The organism is Thalassotalea euphylliae, assembly GCF_042682785.1.
GTDB classification, from domain to species: Bacteria; Pseudomonadota; Gammaproteobacteria; order Enterobacterales; family Alteromonadaceae; genus Thalassotalea_F; species Thalassotalea_F euphylliae.
This window is the reverse complement of sequence record NZ_JBHUIB010000012.1, coordinates 308,018-325,229: the sequence shown is the minus strand read 5'-3', so window position 1 is coordinate 325,229 and position 17,212 is coordinate 308,018. Positions and strand designations below refer to the sequence as shown.

Genomic DNA, 17,212 nt, shown 5'->3' with positions numbered 1-17,212 from the left:
GCTAGCTACTGGTTGGCACCGTAGTACCCAATACGTGCCATTGCAGCATTTGCATTCTCGCTCAGTAACGGGTTTTCCAATTCAAACACTTGCCGTTTCTCGAGCTGGGCGCGCTCCATTATTTCACTGGTAATCGGGTGTGTTGCAAATAAGCGATCTATGTCGCCATTTTGATATGCACGCTCTAAACCGAGCGATAATCGTTGTTGGAGTTCAGTATTTTCTTTTTTCACAAAAAAGAACATTGGCGCTGGGTACTTCAACAATATGTGCTGCTCGACCCGAAATGCGTTACGTTGCGCTATTTCAGTCCACGGTTCATGAATTGCCCTCGGAAAATAATCCAGTCTTCGCTTTTCTAGCATATTGAGAATGGCCATGGCTGGGCTGGTAGTCACCCGATATCCATTATGCTCCATTATTTTCGCATCCGGCCAATCATTACCTTGTCCAGCAACGAGTTCTTTTAACTGCTCTTCACTCATGTCGGCAGGAAACTTGGGTTGATCACCTTTGTTAATGATAAAAATGCGATGGCCCATCATTCCTTTTAACAGCGGCCAATACACAGTGCCAAGCTTCTGCTCTAGTTGCCGAGACGTCATCTGCCAAGTGATATCAATCACATCTTGTTTTTCAACCATAATAGCCGTTCGTCCCAACGGCATTTCGACCACCACAGCTTCTAACCGATAGGGACCATATTCATCTACCGTATTTTTCATCGCAAGATCAAGCAAATCGATGTAGTACGACTGCTTATTGTCAGTAAAATTTAACGATATGTTGTATCGAACAACCTGTGTTGCTTTGATCTCGGCGGCAGAAAGGAAGAAGCCGAAGAAACTGATAAACAATAAGAATACGCGCATCATACTCTAACCATAGATGACGATGTATTTGATGTACAGCGCACTCGTCAAACACATTCATTTCACATCTTAATTATGCTATATTCGCGCGGATATTTTTGAACCGAACACCCTACAAATTCTGGTCGTCAATATGATTAAATTTCAAGGTAACCACATTCTTTCTGTGTCGCAATTTGACCGAGAATCAATTGCTAAAATATTGGATGTGGCTGCGCAAATGATGCCTTACGCATCACGCCAAAAGCGATGTCATGTGCTCGATGGCGCCATTCTAAACAATCTATTTTTTGAACCAAGCACGCGTACCCGCGTCAGTTTTGGTTGTGCCTTCAATTTATTAGGGGGCTTTGTACGCGAAACTGTTGGTGAAGAGAACTCTTCGTTAAGTAAAGGCGAATCACTGTACGATACGGCACAGGTAATAAGTGGCTACTCTGACATTATTGCTATGCGTCATCCACAAATGCATTCGGTCGCAAAGTTTGCAGAAGGTTCTACAGTACCTGTGATTAATGGTGGTGATGGTGCTAACGAACACCCTACCCAAGCATTATTAGATTTATTTACGATTCGTTCAGAGATGTCTCGCTTTGAAAAAGGCATCGACAACCTTGACGTTGTTCTAATGGGTGATCTTAAACATGGACGCACCGTACATTCCTTGTCTAAGCTACTTAGCCTCTATAACAACGTTAAGGTGACTATGGTGGCGCCGGATGCGCTTCAGATGCCTGACAATGTCATTAGTACGCTTGAAAACGCTGGTCACAAAGTCGTACTCACCGACAAAATCGCCGGTAACTTGGCATGCGATGTTATTTACCAAACACGCATTCAGCAAGAACGTTTTGCAAGCAAAGAAGAAGCTAATTTATACCGTGGGCACTTCAGCTTAAACAAGCAAGTGTATGAACAATACTGTAAAGATCACACGGTTATCATGCACCCACTACCACGCGACTCACGCCCAGAAGCCAATGAGCTAGATGTTGATTTAAATGACTTGGACAACCTAGCTATTTTCCGCCAAGCACAAAATGGCGTGCTAGTGCGTATGGCATTATTTGCTCTTGCACTAGGCGTAGAAGACAAATTAACCGATTACGAGAAGCCTATCACTTGGGCTACAAACAAATAATTAGAGAGCAATATGCACAATTCTGAACAGTTATTTGAACAGGCAAAATCAATTATTCCTGGTGGTGTTAACTCACCTGTTCGCGCATTTAATGGCGTTGGTGGCACACCATGTTTTATCGAACGTGCCGAAGGCGCATACATTTTCGATGCTGATGATAAGCAATACATTGACTACGTAGGCTCTTGGGGACCCATGATATTGGGTCACAACAACCCTGCGATAAAAAACGCTGTACTACAAGCGGTTGAAAATGGGTTAAGTTTTGGTGCTCCAACGGCACTAGAAATCACTATGGCAGAAAAAGTGCGTGAGCTTGTACCTTCAATGGAGTCACTGCGTATGGTGAGCTCTGGTACAGAAGCAACCATGAGCGCAATTCGCCTAGCGCGCGGTTACACTGGCCGAGATAAAATTCTTAAATTTGAAGGCTGTTATCACGGCCACGCAGACAGTTTACTGGTGAAAGCAGGTTCTGGTGCGCTGACTATGGGCGTTCCGAATTCTCCAGGTATTCCTGAGGATTTTGCACAACACACGTTAACCGTTAGCTTCAATAATATTGATGAAGTGAAGCAAGTATTCGCAGAAGTAGGCGACCAAATTGCCTGTATTATTGTTGAGCCTGTTGCCGGTAATATGAATTGCATTCCACCCGTTGAGGGATTCCTTGAAGGTTTGCGCGCGGTTTGTGACGAGTTTGGCAGCGTTTTAATTTTTGACGAAGTCATGACAGGCTTCCGCGTATCACTTGGTGGCGCACAAGCGCATTACAACATCACCCCAGACCTAACCACACTTGGTAAAGTGATTGGTGGCGGTATGCCAGTAGGCGCGTTTGGCGGTAAGAAAGCCATTATGGATTATATTGCGCCTGTTGGCCCTGTTTATCAGGCAGGCACACTGTCAGGCAATCCAATAGCAATGGCTGCTGGCTTAGCCGCGTTGAATGAACTGTCCAGCGAAGACAAACACACTGCCCTAGCAGCGAATACTGAAAAACTCGCAAAAGGGTTCAAAGCAGCGGCAGACAAATGTGGCGTTCCGCTCTCTATTAACTATGTTGGCGCTATGTTTGGCTTCTTCTTTACAGAAGAAGAACACATTACAAGTTATGCACAAGCAACAGCTTGTGATGGCGAGCGCTTCAAAAAGTTCTTCCACTTGATGTTGGATGAAGGTGTATATCTAGCACCATCAGCGTTTGAAGCGAGTTTCTTGTCTACAGCTCACTCTGACAAAGAAATTGAAGCAACTATTGCAGCGGCAGAGCGCTGCTTCGCAAAGTTATAGTGACCTTTACTAGCTCAAACTAGTCACCAAACAAGCGCTCAAGCCATGAGCGCTTGTCTTCTATTTTTTCCATACAATCTGATAATGTAAGATCTATAGTGACGGCTGGGTATTTAGCCATACTTTGACATGTCTGCCGAACTGCATTTCCTGTTTGGGTCTCAAACGATGTAATTGCTATTGCATCTGGTTGAGACCAGTCTAAGTTTTTAACCCCTAATGACTTCATTAAATTGGCGTAAAGCACTAATGCACCGCTGCTTCCCGTTAAGTTGGTCGGTTTATTGTCATCATTGCCAATCCAAGTGGTGACAAGCGTCTGTTGATCGTAACCGACAAACCAACTATCTCGTTCATCATTGGTGGTACCTGTTTTGCCAGCGACATTAGCACCTTTAAGTCGCCAACTGAGAGACTTAGCCGTGCCTCGCTGAGCGGCTTCGGTCAATGCATAATTCAGCAAAAATGCAGTTTGCTGCGATATACGAGGCTCAGGGTTACTGTCGAACTGCCATAATGTTTCGCCAGTATGAGAAGTAATTCGAGTAATCGCGTGTGTCGGCATGTAATAGCCATAGTTCGCAATAGGCACATAAAGCTGATTGATATCATATGGTGACATCGTTACCGCTCCCAACAACATCGAGGGGCGCAAGGTCACGTTCTCTTGATAACCAAGCATTTGCAATGCTTGGTTCACGTTGTCCAAACCAACAGTCATCCCCAGATTTACCGTAGGAATATTTAGCGACTCTACCAACCCGTCAATCAGAGGTACCTGTCCTTTAAATTTACCGCTGTAGTTTTTCGGTTGCCAGGTACTGCCATTGTCTGCCTGCATATTAATTGGCTTGTCTTCAATAACTGTTGCTAATGTGAATTGTTGATAGCGCTCTAAGGCTGGCAAATAGACTGCAGGTTTGATCAGAGACCCTATTTGACGCTTCGCATTTAATGCGCGGTTAAAACCATTGTTGCTATGGTTTCTATCACCAAGGAGGGCACTAACTTCACCGGTGTTCAAGTCAGTAACAATCACAGCGGCTTGTAACGCTGATTGCTTATACGTGACTTCAAGTTCCTTTAATGTCTTTTCAGCCGTTATTTGCAATTGCTGTTGGGTGAGTAATGAAAACCCGGTGTAAACTTTGAGCCCTTCACTTTGCGGCAACGTTTCAAGTAACGGCGAAAGCTCCTGTTTCACTAATTGCACGTAACTGTAAAACTGATGTTTAGCCAGCCGTCGCTTAGTTCTGACGCCCAAGGTGCTGTTGACAGCCAACTCATATTGATGACGACCGAGCAGTTGATGCTCGAACATCAATCGAAGCACTAGGTCTCTGCGCTTTTTGGCGTTTTCTGGTTTACGCCATGGGTCATAAAGACTGGGGCCTTTGATTACCCCAACAAGCAACGCCATTTGCGCAGGTGTTAGCTGATTAATATTTTGGCCAAAATAAAACTCAGCGGCCAAACCAAAGCCATAAACCCCATTGGCGTAGTGTTGGCCTAGATAAACTTCATTTATGTACGCTTCAAGCAGCTGATCTTTGCTGTACCTAAACTCTAGTAACAACGCCATAATCGCTTCGTTTAGTTTGCGCACGAGAGTTTTCTCGCGAGTTAGGTACATATTTTTGACTAACTGTTGAGTGAGCGTGCTTCCTCCTTGAACCGTTCTTCCCGCCGAGAGATTAGTATATAAAGCGCGCAAAATACCGTGTGGGGAAACACCTTTGTGAAAATAAAAGTCACGATCCTCAACCAGAAGCAAGGTGTCTAAAAGCGACTCAGGCACTGCTTCAAGGCCCACCAACAAGCGGTCTTCTTTATTTTCAGGGAGAATTCTGGCAATAGATTGTGGCTCTATCGTTACCTGTTGGACAGCAATATCATCTTGGTAAAGGCGAGTAACTTTTCCGTTTTGGACATCAATGGTGAGCGAGGCCGCGGGCATATTTTCTGTCGACGTATCAAATGCTCTTCTGAATAAAATGATGCGAGTAGCAGACAACGCAAATTGTTTCGGTCGCCATACTTTTTGTACTTTTTGATAACCAACACTTTTAAGTACATCAGCCAGTAAATTTAAGTTCAGCGAATCACCAACGCTGATATCGTGCTGCTTGCTGAAGACCTGCAACGGAATTTGCCAACGTTCACCTTCGAATTTATCTCGCACCTTGGCATCGAGATAAATGACATAAACAGTCAGAAAGGCTATGGCTGCTAACGACAGTTTTAAGAAGGTGATAGATAGCCAACGCCCCCATGACTTTTTCATCACAGGAGCTGATTCAGACTGTTTTTTTGTATTTTTTTTAGGTGTGCGCGACGCCATTTACTGCGACTTAGTCTGATTACGACCAAGCTTTGCTTTCAGACGGTGACGGTAATTCTCTTTCGCCAGCAATTGCATATCTTCTACTTGGTCACTCTCGTCGACAATCTCACGGCCAAGGAATGTTTCAATACAGTCTTCTAACGTCACGATACCTTCGGTTTGACCAAATTGATCTTCCACTAGAAAGATATGCTCATGGCGTTTGATAAATACATCCAATAGGTTGAGGACCGGTAAATTTTCCGATATCCGATAAATAGGACTTGCCACCTCTTTGACAGGTCTGTCGCCTAGTCCTTGTCGCTCATGCTCGTATAAGTGAGCCTTCAAAATAAAACCCGAAATGTGGTCAATGGAGTCTTTATATACCGGAATACGCGTGAAATTTGCAGTTTTTTCTTCACTTAACGCTTCTGTGACCGTCATGTCTTCTGGTAATGCGTGCACAACGCTGCGTGGTGTTAAAATGTCTTCAGCTCTTGCTTCTCGTAATTGCAAAATATTTTCAACAAGCTGGTTTTCTTGCCCAACAATGGCGCCGTCTTTGTGACTCATTGCAGCCATAGCCAATACTTCTTCACGGCTAATGACATCGTTTTTACCTTTGCTGAACAACTGAGTTAGCTGTGACGATAACCACACTAGCGGGTAAACCAGCTTCACTAAAAAGCTGATCATATAAGCCGATGGAATGGCTAATTGTCGCCAAAAGGTTGCACCTAATGTTTTTGGAATAATTTCTGAAAAATATAAAATTGCTAAGGTCAATAAAAACGCGATTAACGTTTCTTTTTGCTCGCCAAATACTCGAATAGCTTGTGCACCTACACCTGCCGCTCCCATGGTATGGGCAAAAGTATTCAGAATAAGGATGCTGGAAATTGATTGGTCCAGGTTGTCTTTGACTTTCGCAAGCACTTTGCCGCCACGAGGTTTTTCTTTATTTATGTTAGCCACATAGCTTGGTGTGACTGACAATAATACGGCTTCCAAAATTGAACACAGAAAAGATACGCCAATGGCAATTGCAAGGTAGACAAATAATAGAGTCATTTAGTGGTTTATAGTGTCTTGATTAAGTTAAACAATATAACGAATCAAACTGTTGATTAATAGCGTCAAAGTGTACGAATTATATCTTAAGTTTAATCCAGTAATTGTGTCATTTCCGCTGCAGGCAATGGTTTGGCGAAATAATAGCCTTGACCATACACACAGCCCATGTTTGCTAACAAGTTAGCTTCTTCTTTCGATTCAATACCTTCGCTGACCGTCGCCATCTGCAAATTAGTCGCGAGATCTACTACTGTTTTAATAATGGCGCGGTTGCTTGCTTTCAAGTGTGCGTCACTCACAAATGAACGATCTATTTTTAAAACATCAAGCGGTAGTCGGTGCAAGTAACTCAAGCTTGAATAACCCGTACCGAAATCATCGAGCAGGATTTTTATACCAAGCTGTCTCAACGCTTGCATATTTGCCAACACTAATGGGTTCTCTTCAAGCAGTACACGCTCGGTCAATTCTACCCGTAAGCATTTAGCATCAATACCTTCTTCATCTAAGATACGGGAAATTTCGTCTGGCAGCGTTGGGTTATAAAAATGATTTCCGAATAAATTACAGCTGACATAGTGATGCTGAGATTTGCCCATCTCTTGCCAACGTTTCAGTTGCCTGCAAGCACGTCTTAGTATTTGCATATCAATGTCTGTGACAAGACCAGTCTCTTCCGCTAGTGAGATGAACTCTCCTGGCATAACAAAACCGCGCATACTACTCTGCCACCTTGCTAACGCCTCAAAACCAACAATAGCTTGGTCATGAAGACGAATTATTGGCTGGAAAAATGGCACAAACTCTTGATTATTAATACCAATTCGTAAGTCTGCTTCCATAGAAAGCTCATCTTGAATCTTTTGATGCATACTGGCATCAAATACTTCATAGCGACCTTTACCGCTGTCTTTCGCATGATACATCGCCGTATCTGCGTCTCGAAGCATAGTTTCAGCGTTATCATATCTGACATCACTAAATAGCAATCCGATACTCGTACCGATAAAAACGGGCTGATTCTCTATTGTAAACGGTTGCGCGAGCGATTCAGTAATGCGACTCGCAATGTCGTAAACTTCACTTCTTCCATCTAAATCTTCAATCAGAACAACAAACTCGTCCCCGCCCAAGCGCGCGACAGTGTCTTTCTCTCGAACAATCGCTTTAAGTTCCTTAGCAACTATTTTGAGGAGTACATCACCCGCATGGTGACCTAAACTATCGTTGACCACTTTAAATCGGTCTAGATCCAAGAACAGCACAGCGAATTCGCAACTTGGTTTACGTTTGACACAAGCGATAGCATGATCTAACAACTCCAAAAAGACACGTCTATTAGGTAGACCTGTCAATGAATCATGTGATGCACTGTGTTTTAGCATCTCTTCGACTTGTCGACGCTGACGAATCTCTTCTTCTAGCGCAATGGTTCGCTGCTTAACCTGTTGTTCAAGGAGTTCATGTGAGTGACGCTCATGATCAGCAAGTTCTCGACGTTTTATTGCCGTCGTTACATGATGAGAAACAAAATTTAGCAGCTCAGCATCTTGCTCGTTGAATTTAACGGACGAGGAATAACTCTGAACGACTAATACACCAATGACGTCTTGTTCATGAATAAGGGGCACACCAAGCCAGTAATTAGTTTTTTTCTGTGGCTTCTTGGTTTCACCTTGCCGATATAACTCATACATATCTTCATAACTGAGTAGGCAAGTTTCGGCTCTTCGAATCACTAAGGCGGTATATAAATCCGCTGATTTTTGCGGTACAAAATCTTTTGCCGAGTTATCTGAATTTTGGTCAACGTAGTAAACAAAATTTACCGTATCACTGTCTTTATCATATTTAGCAATAAAGAAGTTTTCGGCATTAATCAATTGCCCGATTATATTGTGAACTTGGCCGTAGAAGCGCTCAATATCAATATTGGTTTTGTTTGTTAACTCAGAAATACGAAACAATGATTCTTGCAACAACTCCGCTTTTTCACGCTCTCTAATTTGTTGCATTAGTTCAGACGTTCTAGAGGCCACTGCATTTTGCAGTCGTTCATGATCTTGTAAACGCAACAATGCAGACACGATATGTTGTGCAGCAAACTGCAATAATTCTTTATCTTGTTCTAAATAGCGAGTGTTTTCCGAGTAGCTCTGTACTGCCATGACGCCAATGACAAAACCTTCATGCATCAAAGGTACACCCAACCAATCCATGCCAGCCGCACCTACATAATCCAATATCCCCTCTTTAACTAAGGATTCTATTAGGGTAGGCGTTGCTAGTAATGCTTCTTTTGTCTTGATGACGTGGTGAGTTAAAGAACCTCGAAACTCTTGGTAGTCGATAGCCCCTTGCGGTGTTTCATCTTGCTCATCGACATGATAAACAAATTCCAGTGTAGACAACGTACGATCGTACATCACGATATAGAAGTTTTCAGCCACCATTAAGGACTTAATGATGTGATGGACTTGATAGAAAAAGACGTCTAATTCGGTACAGTCTTGAGACAGCTGATTAAGCTTAAAAAGAGCAGTGTATCTATCTTGTAATTTGTAATATGAATCGAGTAACGAGGCAAAGTCTTCTGCGGCAGACAGATCTAACGTCTTGTTATTGTCGTGCTTTGAAGCGTCATTCATTACTCGATCATCCCGTACTACCTGATATATCAGTAGGATTTAGGCTTATTACTTTTTCTTAGTTTCTTTTTCTAACGCTTCCTCAATCTGGTCAATCTTTTCTTTATTGCCACAAATCGCTGAGGTTTTGTCATCGCGATAGAAACGCACATTGATACAATCTTCTTCGTATCGACGCTCTAATTCTGTCCGTAAAATAGGATTATCCTTTTTCTGTGCAATTTGTTTTTGTAAGAGCTGACATTGCTGAACCTGTTCCGCCGCAAGCGTCACGTCTTCACATGCATTTTCATTAGATGCACACCCTACAAGCAGCGAAACCGCTGCAATTACACTCAATACTTCTGTCTTCATGCTAAGTAAAACTTTCGGAATATCTTCGGTCATTATAGCGAGAGAAATCATTAGGTGTTAGCATTATAAATAGCTGACCAATTGGTTAGGTTTATGCTAATATACTTTCTGTATTATTATTTGTATTTACTGCTACAGGGCTCGGGGGAGCAATATGAAAGTTCAGGTAGTTGATTATCGTGCGGACGACGCGCCAGAAAAATTCGTAAAGAGTTTACGTGAAACGGGCTTCGGTGTTTTGATTAACCACCCTATCAAGCAAGACATTGTCGAGTCAATTTACCAAAACTGGCAAGCTTTCTTTAATGGCGAAGAAAAGCATGAACTCGCTTATGACCCAAGTACGCAAGATGGTTATTTTGCGCCAGAGATATCTGAGACAGCAAAAGGTCACACGAAAAAAGACATTAAAGAGTACTACCATATTTATCCGTGGGGACGTATTCCAGCGTCACTCAAAGATGAAATTATGGCGTATTACAAGTTAGCGTCCGATTTGGCTGCAGAATTACTGGACTGGGTAGAGCAGCACAGCCCTGCAGATGTCGCTGCTAAGTACTATGAGCCCCTTTCAAATATGATAAAAGATACGCCAAATACGCTGCTACGTGTACTGCATTATCCGCCGCTGACTGGTGATGAAGAGCCAGGAGCAATCCGCGCTGCAGCGCATGAAGACATAAACTTGCTGACTATTTTACCCGCAGCGAATGAGCCGGGCCTTCAAGTTAAATTGAAAGATGGCACTTGGTCCGACGTACCATGTGACTTCGGTAGTTTAATCATTAATATTGGTGATATGCTGCAAGAAGCGAGTGGTGGTTACTTTCCGTCAACCAGCCACCGTGTCATCAACCCAACAGGTAAAGGCTCGACCAAGTCTCGTATTTCACTACCGCTTTTCTTACATCCTAGAGATGAAGTTCGCTTGTCTGAACGACACACTCAACGCACATACTTAGACGAGCGTTTGAAAGAATTGGGTGTAAAATAGTTCATCGCTAAAGCACTAAAATCAAAAAGCCAACTTTATGTTGGCTTTTTCTTTATCATTTTTCACATGACTGCTGAGTCGTCTTCCAAATAACGGGGCCGGTATATTTACCTAACTCAAGTGCTTTGCCACTGTCATCAACCCAGCTCTGATTTCGTGTATAAGCGATGTAGTAGTTGGTATTTGCTCTCACGTTAACCGTGTAATCCTTAAACTCTTTAGGTAAGTCATATTTATTACCAATTCTTAACTGGTGCTTACCAACACTTACACGTGTCCGGCTGCCGTCTTTTATCCAAGGTTGATCATTCAATGACTTAATAACCGTCGTCGTTTTTAAACCGCTGTATCTTGGTGGGGCTATTGAAACACTATTTACAACGATAATTTGTCCACAATCGTTATCGAAATTACTGCTTGATGCTAACCGCTCTTGAGCACTCGAAAATATCGGAGAGTTCAAGTCCTGATCCCAGTATGGTATGTGGGCAAATTGGATATTATCAGTGACATCATCAATCCACTCTGTGCTATTGAGTTGCCATTGTGGAATATAGCGCGCTTTAAGGGTAGCTGATAACGTGATGACATCTCCTAGTCTGTCGACTTTCATGACAACCGATGTATCCCGTTTAAGATACTGTAGTTCTTTAAAACCTGTTTTTGCCGCTTCAGAGAATGCTTTATCATTAATTTTTTTGATGATATCGCCACTTTGCAAACCCAATTCATAAGCCTGACTGCGCGGCGTGACACTCACCACTCGCCCTGTAACGTTTGCATCCAAAATGGCACCAAAACGCCCTGTATCAAACCTTTTTGCTTGTGAGAGGTTTATCTCGATATCTTTAATCGGCACCCCTTCCGCCAGCTCTAGAGCCGTAATTTCAGCAATTTTTTCATTAATGGTGCGTACTAATTGTTCCGCAATTTCTTTCGATTGTGATGACTTAAGCTCACCAGCGTACGCAGGCAAGCAACTCAGACACAATACATAAAGCCAATACTTCATTAACGGTCCTTAAATCTCGTAAAGATCTAGTGGCTGAGTATAAAACTCGACCATAATTTTTAATATGTTAGTTCTGCGTTGCCACAACTTCTCGTTATATAAGTTGCCTTTACCACGCTCTATCGTTTGATCGATAACTGACAATTCATGATACCAGTTCGCGACAATAGCTTGCTGTGCATCAGTCAGTTCAGTGCTTTTAAACTTCGCTAGCTCTCGCTCATATTCATGGCTGTTAGCAATGTAATCGGGCATAGCGAGTTCTGCATTGGGCGCAGTCCTCAACCAAAAGCTCATCCCTACTACAACTAATACGCACAACATCAACATTAATTTTGACACTTGTTTAAGTTGATACTTGTGCCAAATATCCTCGGCTAGATCTGGCGCGTCAAGTAGCCTCAGAGACTCCTCATTGGATAAGCGCCACGCTAATTGTTCGTTCAAATCAACGGCCATACCACCGCCTTAGCCAATCAAAGAAACCCTTGTTAGGCTTTCCTATTGGCGGGCTAATGGAAATTATATCGTCCAATGATTTGGTTTGCGCCTGTTGCTTTAAATTTTGCAGTGCATGACTGTAAACCATGGCACGTTGTCCTGAGGGTAAATCATTCAGAGGCGTCGCATTCTTATCGCCAGATGTTTGCAGTTCCGAACCAAGCGCTGTTACATAAGATTGACACGCTATTTTCGCCGCTTCTTCTAGCCAAGCGCCTAGGTGCTTTGGCGTTGAAAACTTATGACGAGAAAAAAGCATTTCCTCAAACAAACGCCGGACAATAAATTTGCCGGTTGATTCATCACAAATCAAATGGACACACAGTGAATAGACATGGCTGGCATATGCTCGATAAGCGGCATCAAAACCACTTTGCTTCCCCCTTTTAAAGGCATCAAAGTCGTCTGCACTTATGCGCTGTTGTGTAAAACTTGAAACTACCATGTACTACCTGAATTTGAGCGAGGTAAATCACCCTGCAATACCACTGTTTTACCACCAAAAGTTATCTCCACGCAAACAAAAAGGGGAATCATCGATTCCCCTTTTTTTTCAACTGCTTGTTTTCATATTTAGGTATTAGCTGGTGTTGCCTCAACACCTTTTGATACATCTTCACTTTTCTTACGCTTAAATAAGCCACGAATGTCTTCGATAACAAGGTAAAGAGAAGGGATCATTACAAGCGTTACCACTGTCGCAAACAACACACCAAACGCCAATGATACCGCCATAGGGATAACCATTTTCGCCTGCATACTGGTTTCTAACAAAATCGGTACTAAACCGATAAACGTGGTGATTGACGTTAGCATGATTGCACGGAAACGGCGACACCCTGAGTAAATTACGGCGTCTTTCAGTGCCATGCCTTCTTTACGCGAGTTATTTACATAATCCACCATGACGAGCGAGTCATTAATAACTACACCTGCCGCCGCGATAATACCAAACATGGATAAAGCGTTAAGGTCCATACCTAGCAACATATGCCCTACTGTCGCACCAACAATACCGAACGGGATAACGGTCATAATCATCAATGGTTGTGAATATGACTTCAACGGCACAGCTAACAGGGTGTATATCACCATCAGTGACAAAATAAAGTCTCTCATCTGTTTGCTCGCGCTTTCCATTTCTTCTTGGATACGTCCTGACACTTCACTTCGTACTTGTGGATACTTGCGCAGCAAGTCAGGGATATAGTTGTCTCGGATTTCCTTTGTTACCTCAAACGGCTCTACTTGCGCTGCATCAACACTCGCCCACACATTAATGGTACGGTTACCATTTTCTCGACGAATACTAGTAACACCGTCAACTAGGCTAATGTCTGCAAGTTCAGACAGTGGCAACTCAGCCCCATTTGGTGCCTGAATCATTACGTCTTCTACATGACCTACAGCACTGCGTTGTTCAAGTGGGTAACGAACCATGACTTTCACTTCTTCAGCATCGCGCAAAATACGCTGCGCTTCTAAGCCGTAGAAACTAAAACCAACTTGAGACGCTACATCAGATAGCGTTAATCCCATGCTATATGCCAAAGGTTTTAACGTGAACTGTACTTCCTTAGCACTGGTTTGACGGCTATCATTGACATCTCCTACACCTTTTAAGCTGTTAAGTTTTGCTTTCAGTTCTCGAGCCGCGGCAAGTAATTGTTCATCACTTTGGCTTTCCAATCTAAAGCTAATATCACCATCTTCACGGCCACCACCAAATAAGTTGTCGTCAATAGTGAATTGCTTAACCCCTGGTAATTGTGGAATAGCATTACGCCATCTATCCGCAAGTTCAAACGTATTCATTGCACGATTTTCTGGTTCAACAAGTTTAACCATAATACGGGCACTCGTGCGGCCACGAAGATCAACCTGCATATCAGCAATCATCGGCTGACCAAATTCATTTTCGATATCTTTATCGACTTGCTTCAGGATTCTCTCTACCGTTAACACTGTCGAAAGAGTCGCTTTCTCAGCTGCATCGGTATTCATATCAATAGTAATGCGTGGGAAATCATGCGGTACTTTCGGTTGGCCAATAAAACGGACTACGCCACCCGCATATAAACCTGCGCTTACCAATAAAATACTGATGAAGAACATCATTACGCCGTAACGATATTTCAATAGTTTAGTTAACGCTGGACGGTACACGTTATCAATGGTGCGCTTCATGCCGCGGTCAATTGCACCACGTATGCGATATAACGGATTTTTGGGGTTATCCGGCTTGACCTTCATGCTGATTAAATGCGCAGGTAGAATCAGCTTTGACTCGACGAGTGAGAACAGTAAACAGAAAATAACCACAAAACCGATAGATTTACCAAAAGCAGATTCTGGACCGTCGCCCAAGACTAAAGGCACAAAGGCTGCAATTGTCGTCAATACACCGAAAGTTGCAGGCATGGCGACACGCTTCACACCACGAATAACACTTTCTGCTGAATGTCCTTTGTCTTCAATTTCCGCGTGAGCACTTTCCCCCATCACGATGGCATCGTCCACCACAATACCAAGCACAAGAATAAAGGCGAATAAGCTCATGATGTTAATAGTGACATCCACAAACTCTATTGGCATGACAAGTAAAGTACCTAAGAAACATACCGGTAACCCCATCATTACCCAGAACGCTAGGCGTATACGCAAGAACATTGCTAGCATTAAGAACACCAAGATAGCGCCGCTTTTCATGTTGTCTAACATCATGTCCAAGCGACCTTCTAGGTAGTACGTTAAGTCTACCCATGTCTCTAATTGCACCCCCTGCGGTAATTCCTTTTGCTTTTTCTCAACAAAGTCATTCATTACTTTGGCAACACTAGTAATACTTTGATCACCAGCAGCACCCACGAAGAAAGTCACTGAGTTTTTGCCATTGAATTTTGAGTATTGAAGGCCTTCTTGAAAACCATCATCAATTGTCGCGATATCACCCAACAAAATTTTGGTGCCATCTTCTAACGTAATGACTGGAATTTGTTCAAATTCATGACCACGATACGCCTGATTTTCCACTCGTAGGTTGATATAGCCATTCTCTGCACGAATTTGTCCTGCTGACATATTGCGCGAGTAGTTACGCACGGCGTTAGCCACATCACGGAAGCTCAAGCCGTATTCACGTAAGCGATCTTTAGACACTTCAATTGAAATCTCGTAACCTAGCCCACCGTAGAATTCTGAGATATTGATCAGTGGTTGTTGCTGAATCTCATCGTGAATTTTCTTACCCAATGCTTTGAGCTCTTTGAACGATAGATCACCATATAGGCTGATATACATCACCTCTTGGCGATATTTGATACGTTCTACAACAGGTCGTTCCATACCTTCAGGAAAAGAAGAAATAGAATCTATTTGCGATTTAACTTCTTCAAGAACCACTTGTGGGTCATACCCCTCATTGACTCTAAACCAACCGCGAGAATTGTTTCTGTTCGAATAGGTGATAACACGATCTAATCCTTGAACGGTTTCTAGCGCTTCTTCAATTTTGATCGTAATGCCTTCCTCAACCTCCTGTGGAGCGGCACCAGGATAAGACGCATTGAATTCTAACCAGTTAATCTGAATTTGCGGGAACATCTGCTTACTGATGGTACTTGCAGTCAATAAACCACCAATTAAGATGAATGCCATTAGTAAGTTTGCAGCAACCGGATTGCGTGCAAACCATGCAATTAAGCCTTTATGGGTATCGTCTATTTGAGCTTGCGTATAGTTACTCATGAGCCGCTCCTTACTCGCTTACACTGGCGACTTGTGTATTAGTAACATCTTCATTTTCTTGCTGCTCAAGATTTGTGTCACTTTCAAGTGCTAACGCCATTCCGTCAATTGGGTAATCTAATGCAGACACAATAATGCGATCGCCCTGATGTAAACCACCAGAGATAATCACATTGGCACCATCCTGGCGGACAATATCAACGTCTACGTAACGCAACTTAGACTCTTCATCTAAAATAGCAACGCGTGAATTTTCAACTAAGTAACGCGGAACAGTTGTCGCTTGCGCTAACGTAACACCAAAAATTTCAGCATTTACATAAGAGCCAAAACGCAACGGTTCTTTATTTTTATCTGACAATGCATACGGATCTTCAATTTGAGCGACTAAATAACTCATGCGACTCTTGTTATCTACAACACCTTCGCTACGCACAATTTTTGCGTTCCAACGCATTTCCTTGCCAGCAAACACGCCGTTTAGTACAACATTTGATTGCTCACCGTGGTTTTCTAAAAATTCTAGTTGATTGTCAGCAACTGGCAGGCGAACTTCTGCAATGTCAGTTGCAAGTAACTTACCGACATTTCGACCGACGCCAACATATGAGCCCAAACCAATTTCACGAGACTCAATCATGGCATCATAAGGTGCGCGAATTTCGGTGCGTTCTAGGTTTCGCTTAGCACGCAATACCGAAGCTTCCGCCGCTTTCACTCTCGCTAGCTCTTGTGCAAGCTGAGGCTTACGTAGCGAAAGCTCAGTAGGTGAAGCATCATGAATGCGTTTCCACTCTCGTTCAGCCACTTTACCTTGTGCACGTTCAGTTTCTAATGACGCCAATGCAGACGCTAAATTAGCTTCCGCATCAATCAAGGCTGCTTCGTAATCATTAGGGTCGATACGCGCTAACAGTTGGCCCTGAGAAACAAAACCACCACGAACAAATGCGTCATTTAACTCAACAATTTGACCATTTACTTGTGCGATAAGCTCAGTTTCATATTTAGGTTTAACAATGCCGTATGAACCCACGGTTAGATGCATTGCATCAACGTTGACTGGTTCAACTGCTACGATGGGAGTGTTATCTACTGCAGGTTTTTCTTCTGGTGGTTTCTTCATGCTTGCCAGACCAACGAAGGTAAGAATGCCTAGTAGTAAAACTACAATGGGTACTATGATTTGCTTTTTCCGTGTCACCGCTCTGCCCTCACTTGCGATACTTGCAACAAAATACTTACATATG

General features: G+C 43.0%; 13 protein-coding genes. 3 read left to right on the top strand and 10 right to left on the bottom strand.

Annotated elements, in window-relative coordinates:
• Positions 1 to 5: 5 nt before the first annotated feature.
• Positions 6 to 875 (bottom strand): hypothetical protein, encoded by an 870-nt coding sequence (locus tag ACFSJY_RS15950; protein WP_386036487.1) that lies wholly within the window; start codon positions 873 to 875, stop codon positions 6 to 8.
• 130 nt (positions 876 to 1,005) lie between these two features.
• On the opposite strand from ACFSJY_RS15950, the gene ACFSJY_RS15945 reads away from it, so the two are divergent.
• Both ACFSJY_RS15945 and hemL read left to right on the top strand, forming a co-directional pair.
• A complete protein-coding gene (locus ACFSJY_RS15945) occupies positions 1,006 to 2,013 on the top strand; it encodes an aspartate carbamoyltransferase (RefSeq protein ID WP_386036484.1) in 1,008 nt (335 codons plus the stop codon).
• Between the two features lie 12 nt (positions 2,014 to 2,025).
• Entirely contained in the window at positions 2,026 to 3,306 is a 1,281-nt protein-coding gene (gene hemL / locus ACFSJY_RS15940; protein ID WP_386036481.1) for a glutamate-1-semialdehyde 2,1-aminomutase, read from the top strand.
• Positions 3,307 to 3,325: 19 nt separating this feature from the next.
• Here the strand turns inward: hemL and mrcB are convergent, their stop codons facing one another.
• The 4 genes from mrcB to ACFSJY_RS15920 form a co-directional block, all read right to left on the bottom strand.
• A complete protein-coding gene (mrcB, locus tag ACFSJY_RS15935; RefSeq protein WP_386036478.1) occupies positions 3,326 to 5,590 on the bottom strand; it encodes a penicillin-binding protein 1B in 2,265 nt (754 codons plus the stop codon).
• 57 nt (positions 5,591 to 5,647) lie between these two features.
• Positions 5,648 to 6,703: a CNNM domain-containing protein gene (locus ACFSJY_RS15930; RefSeq protein ID WP_386036475.1), complete on the bottom strand. Its 1,056-nt coding sequence runs from the start codon at positions 6,701 to 6,703 to the stop codon at positions 5,648 to 5,650.
• A gap of 92 nt (positions 6,704 to 6,795) precedes the next feature.
• Entirely contained in the window at positions 6,796 to 9,354 is a 2,559-nt protein-coding gene (locus tag ACFSJY_RS15925) for a sensor domain-containing phosphodiesterase (RefSeq protein ID WP_386036472.1), read from the bottom strand.
• Positions 9,355 to 9,402: 48 nt separating this feature from the next.
• Positions 9,403 to 9,741: a hypothetical protein gene (locus ACFSJY_RS15920; RefSeq protein ID WP_386036469.1), complete on the bottom strand. Its 339-nt coding sequence runs from the start codon at positions 9,739 to 9,741 to the stop codon at positions 9,403 to 9,405.
• A gap of 121 nt (positions 9,742 to 9,862) precedes the next feature.
• Between ACFSJY_RS15920 and ACFSJY_RS15915 the strand changes: the two genes are divergently transcribed.
• Positions 9,863 to 10,702, top strand: a complete 840-nt coding sequence (locus ACFSJY_RS15915; RefSeq protein WP_386036466.1) for an isopenicillin N synthase family dioxygenase — start codon at positions 9,863 to 9,865, stop codon at positions 10,700 to 10,702.
• A 55-nt stretch (positions 10,703 to 10,757) separates the two neighbouring features.
• On the opposite strand, the gene ACFSJY_RS15910 is transcribed toward ACFSJY_RS15915, so the two are convergent.
• The 5 genes from ACFSJY_RS15910 to ACFSJY_RS15890 form a co-directional block, all read right to left on the bottom strand.
• Positions 10,758 to 11,714 (bottom strand): hypothetical protein, encoded by a 957-nt coding sequence (locus ACFSJY_RS15910; RefSeq protein ID WP_386036463.1) that lies wholly within the window; start codon positions 11,712 to 11,714, stop codon positions 10,758 to 10,760.
• A 9-nt stretch (positions 11,715 to 11,723) separates the two neighbouring features.
• Positions 11,724 to 12,173, bottom strand: coding sequence for a hypothetical protein (locus tag ACFSJY_RS15905; protein ID WP_386036460.1), 450 nt, complete (start codon positions 12,171 to 12,173; stop codon positions 11,724 to 11,726).
• The gene (locus ACFSJY_RS15900) at positions 12,163 to 12,660 is read right to left on the bottom strand and encodes a hypothetical protein (protein WP_386036457.1); all 498 of its coding nucleotides are present in this window, start codon (positions 12,658 to 12,660) and stop codon (positions 12,163 to 12,165) included. Before ACFSJY_RS15900 ends, ACFSJY_RS15905 begins: the two co-directional genes overlap by 11 nt.
• A gap of 128 nt (positions 12,661 to 12,788) precedes the next feature.
• Positions 12,789 to 15,962 carry an efflux RND transporter permease subunit gene (locus ACFSJY_RS15895; RefSeq protein ID WP_386036454.1) on the bottom strand — a complete coding sequence of 1,058 codons (3,174 nt, stop codon included), beginning with the start codon at positions 15,960 to 15,962 and terminating at the stop codon, positions 12,789 to 12,791.
• Between the two features lie 10 nt (positions 15,963 to 15,972).
• Entirely contained in the window at positions 15,973 to 17,166 is a 1,194-nt protein-coding gene (locus ACFSJY_RS15890) for an efflux RND transporter periplasmic adaptor subunit (protein ID WP_386036451.1), read from the bottom strand.
• Between the last annotated feature and the right edge of the window lie 46 nt (positions 17,167 to 17,212).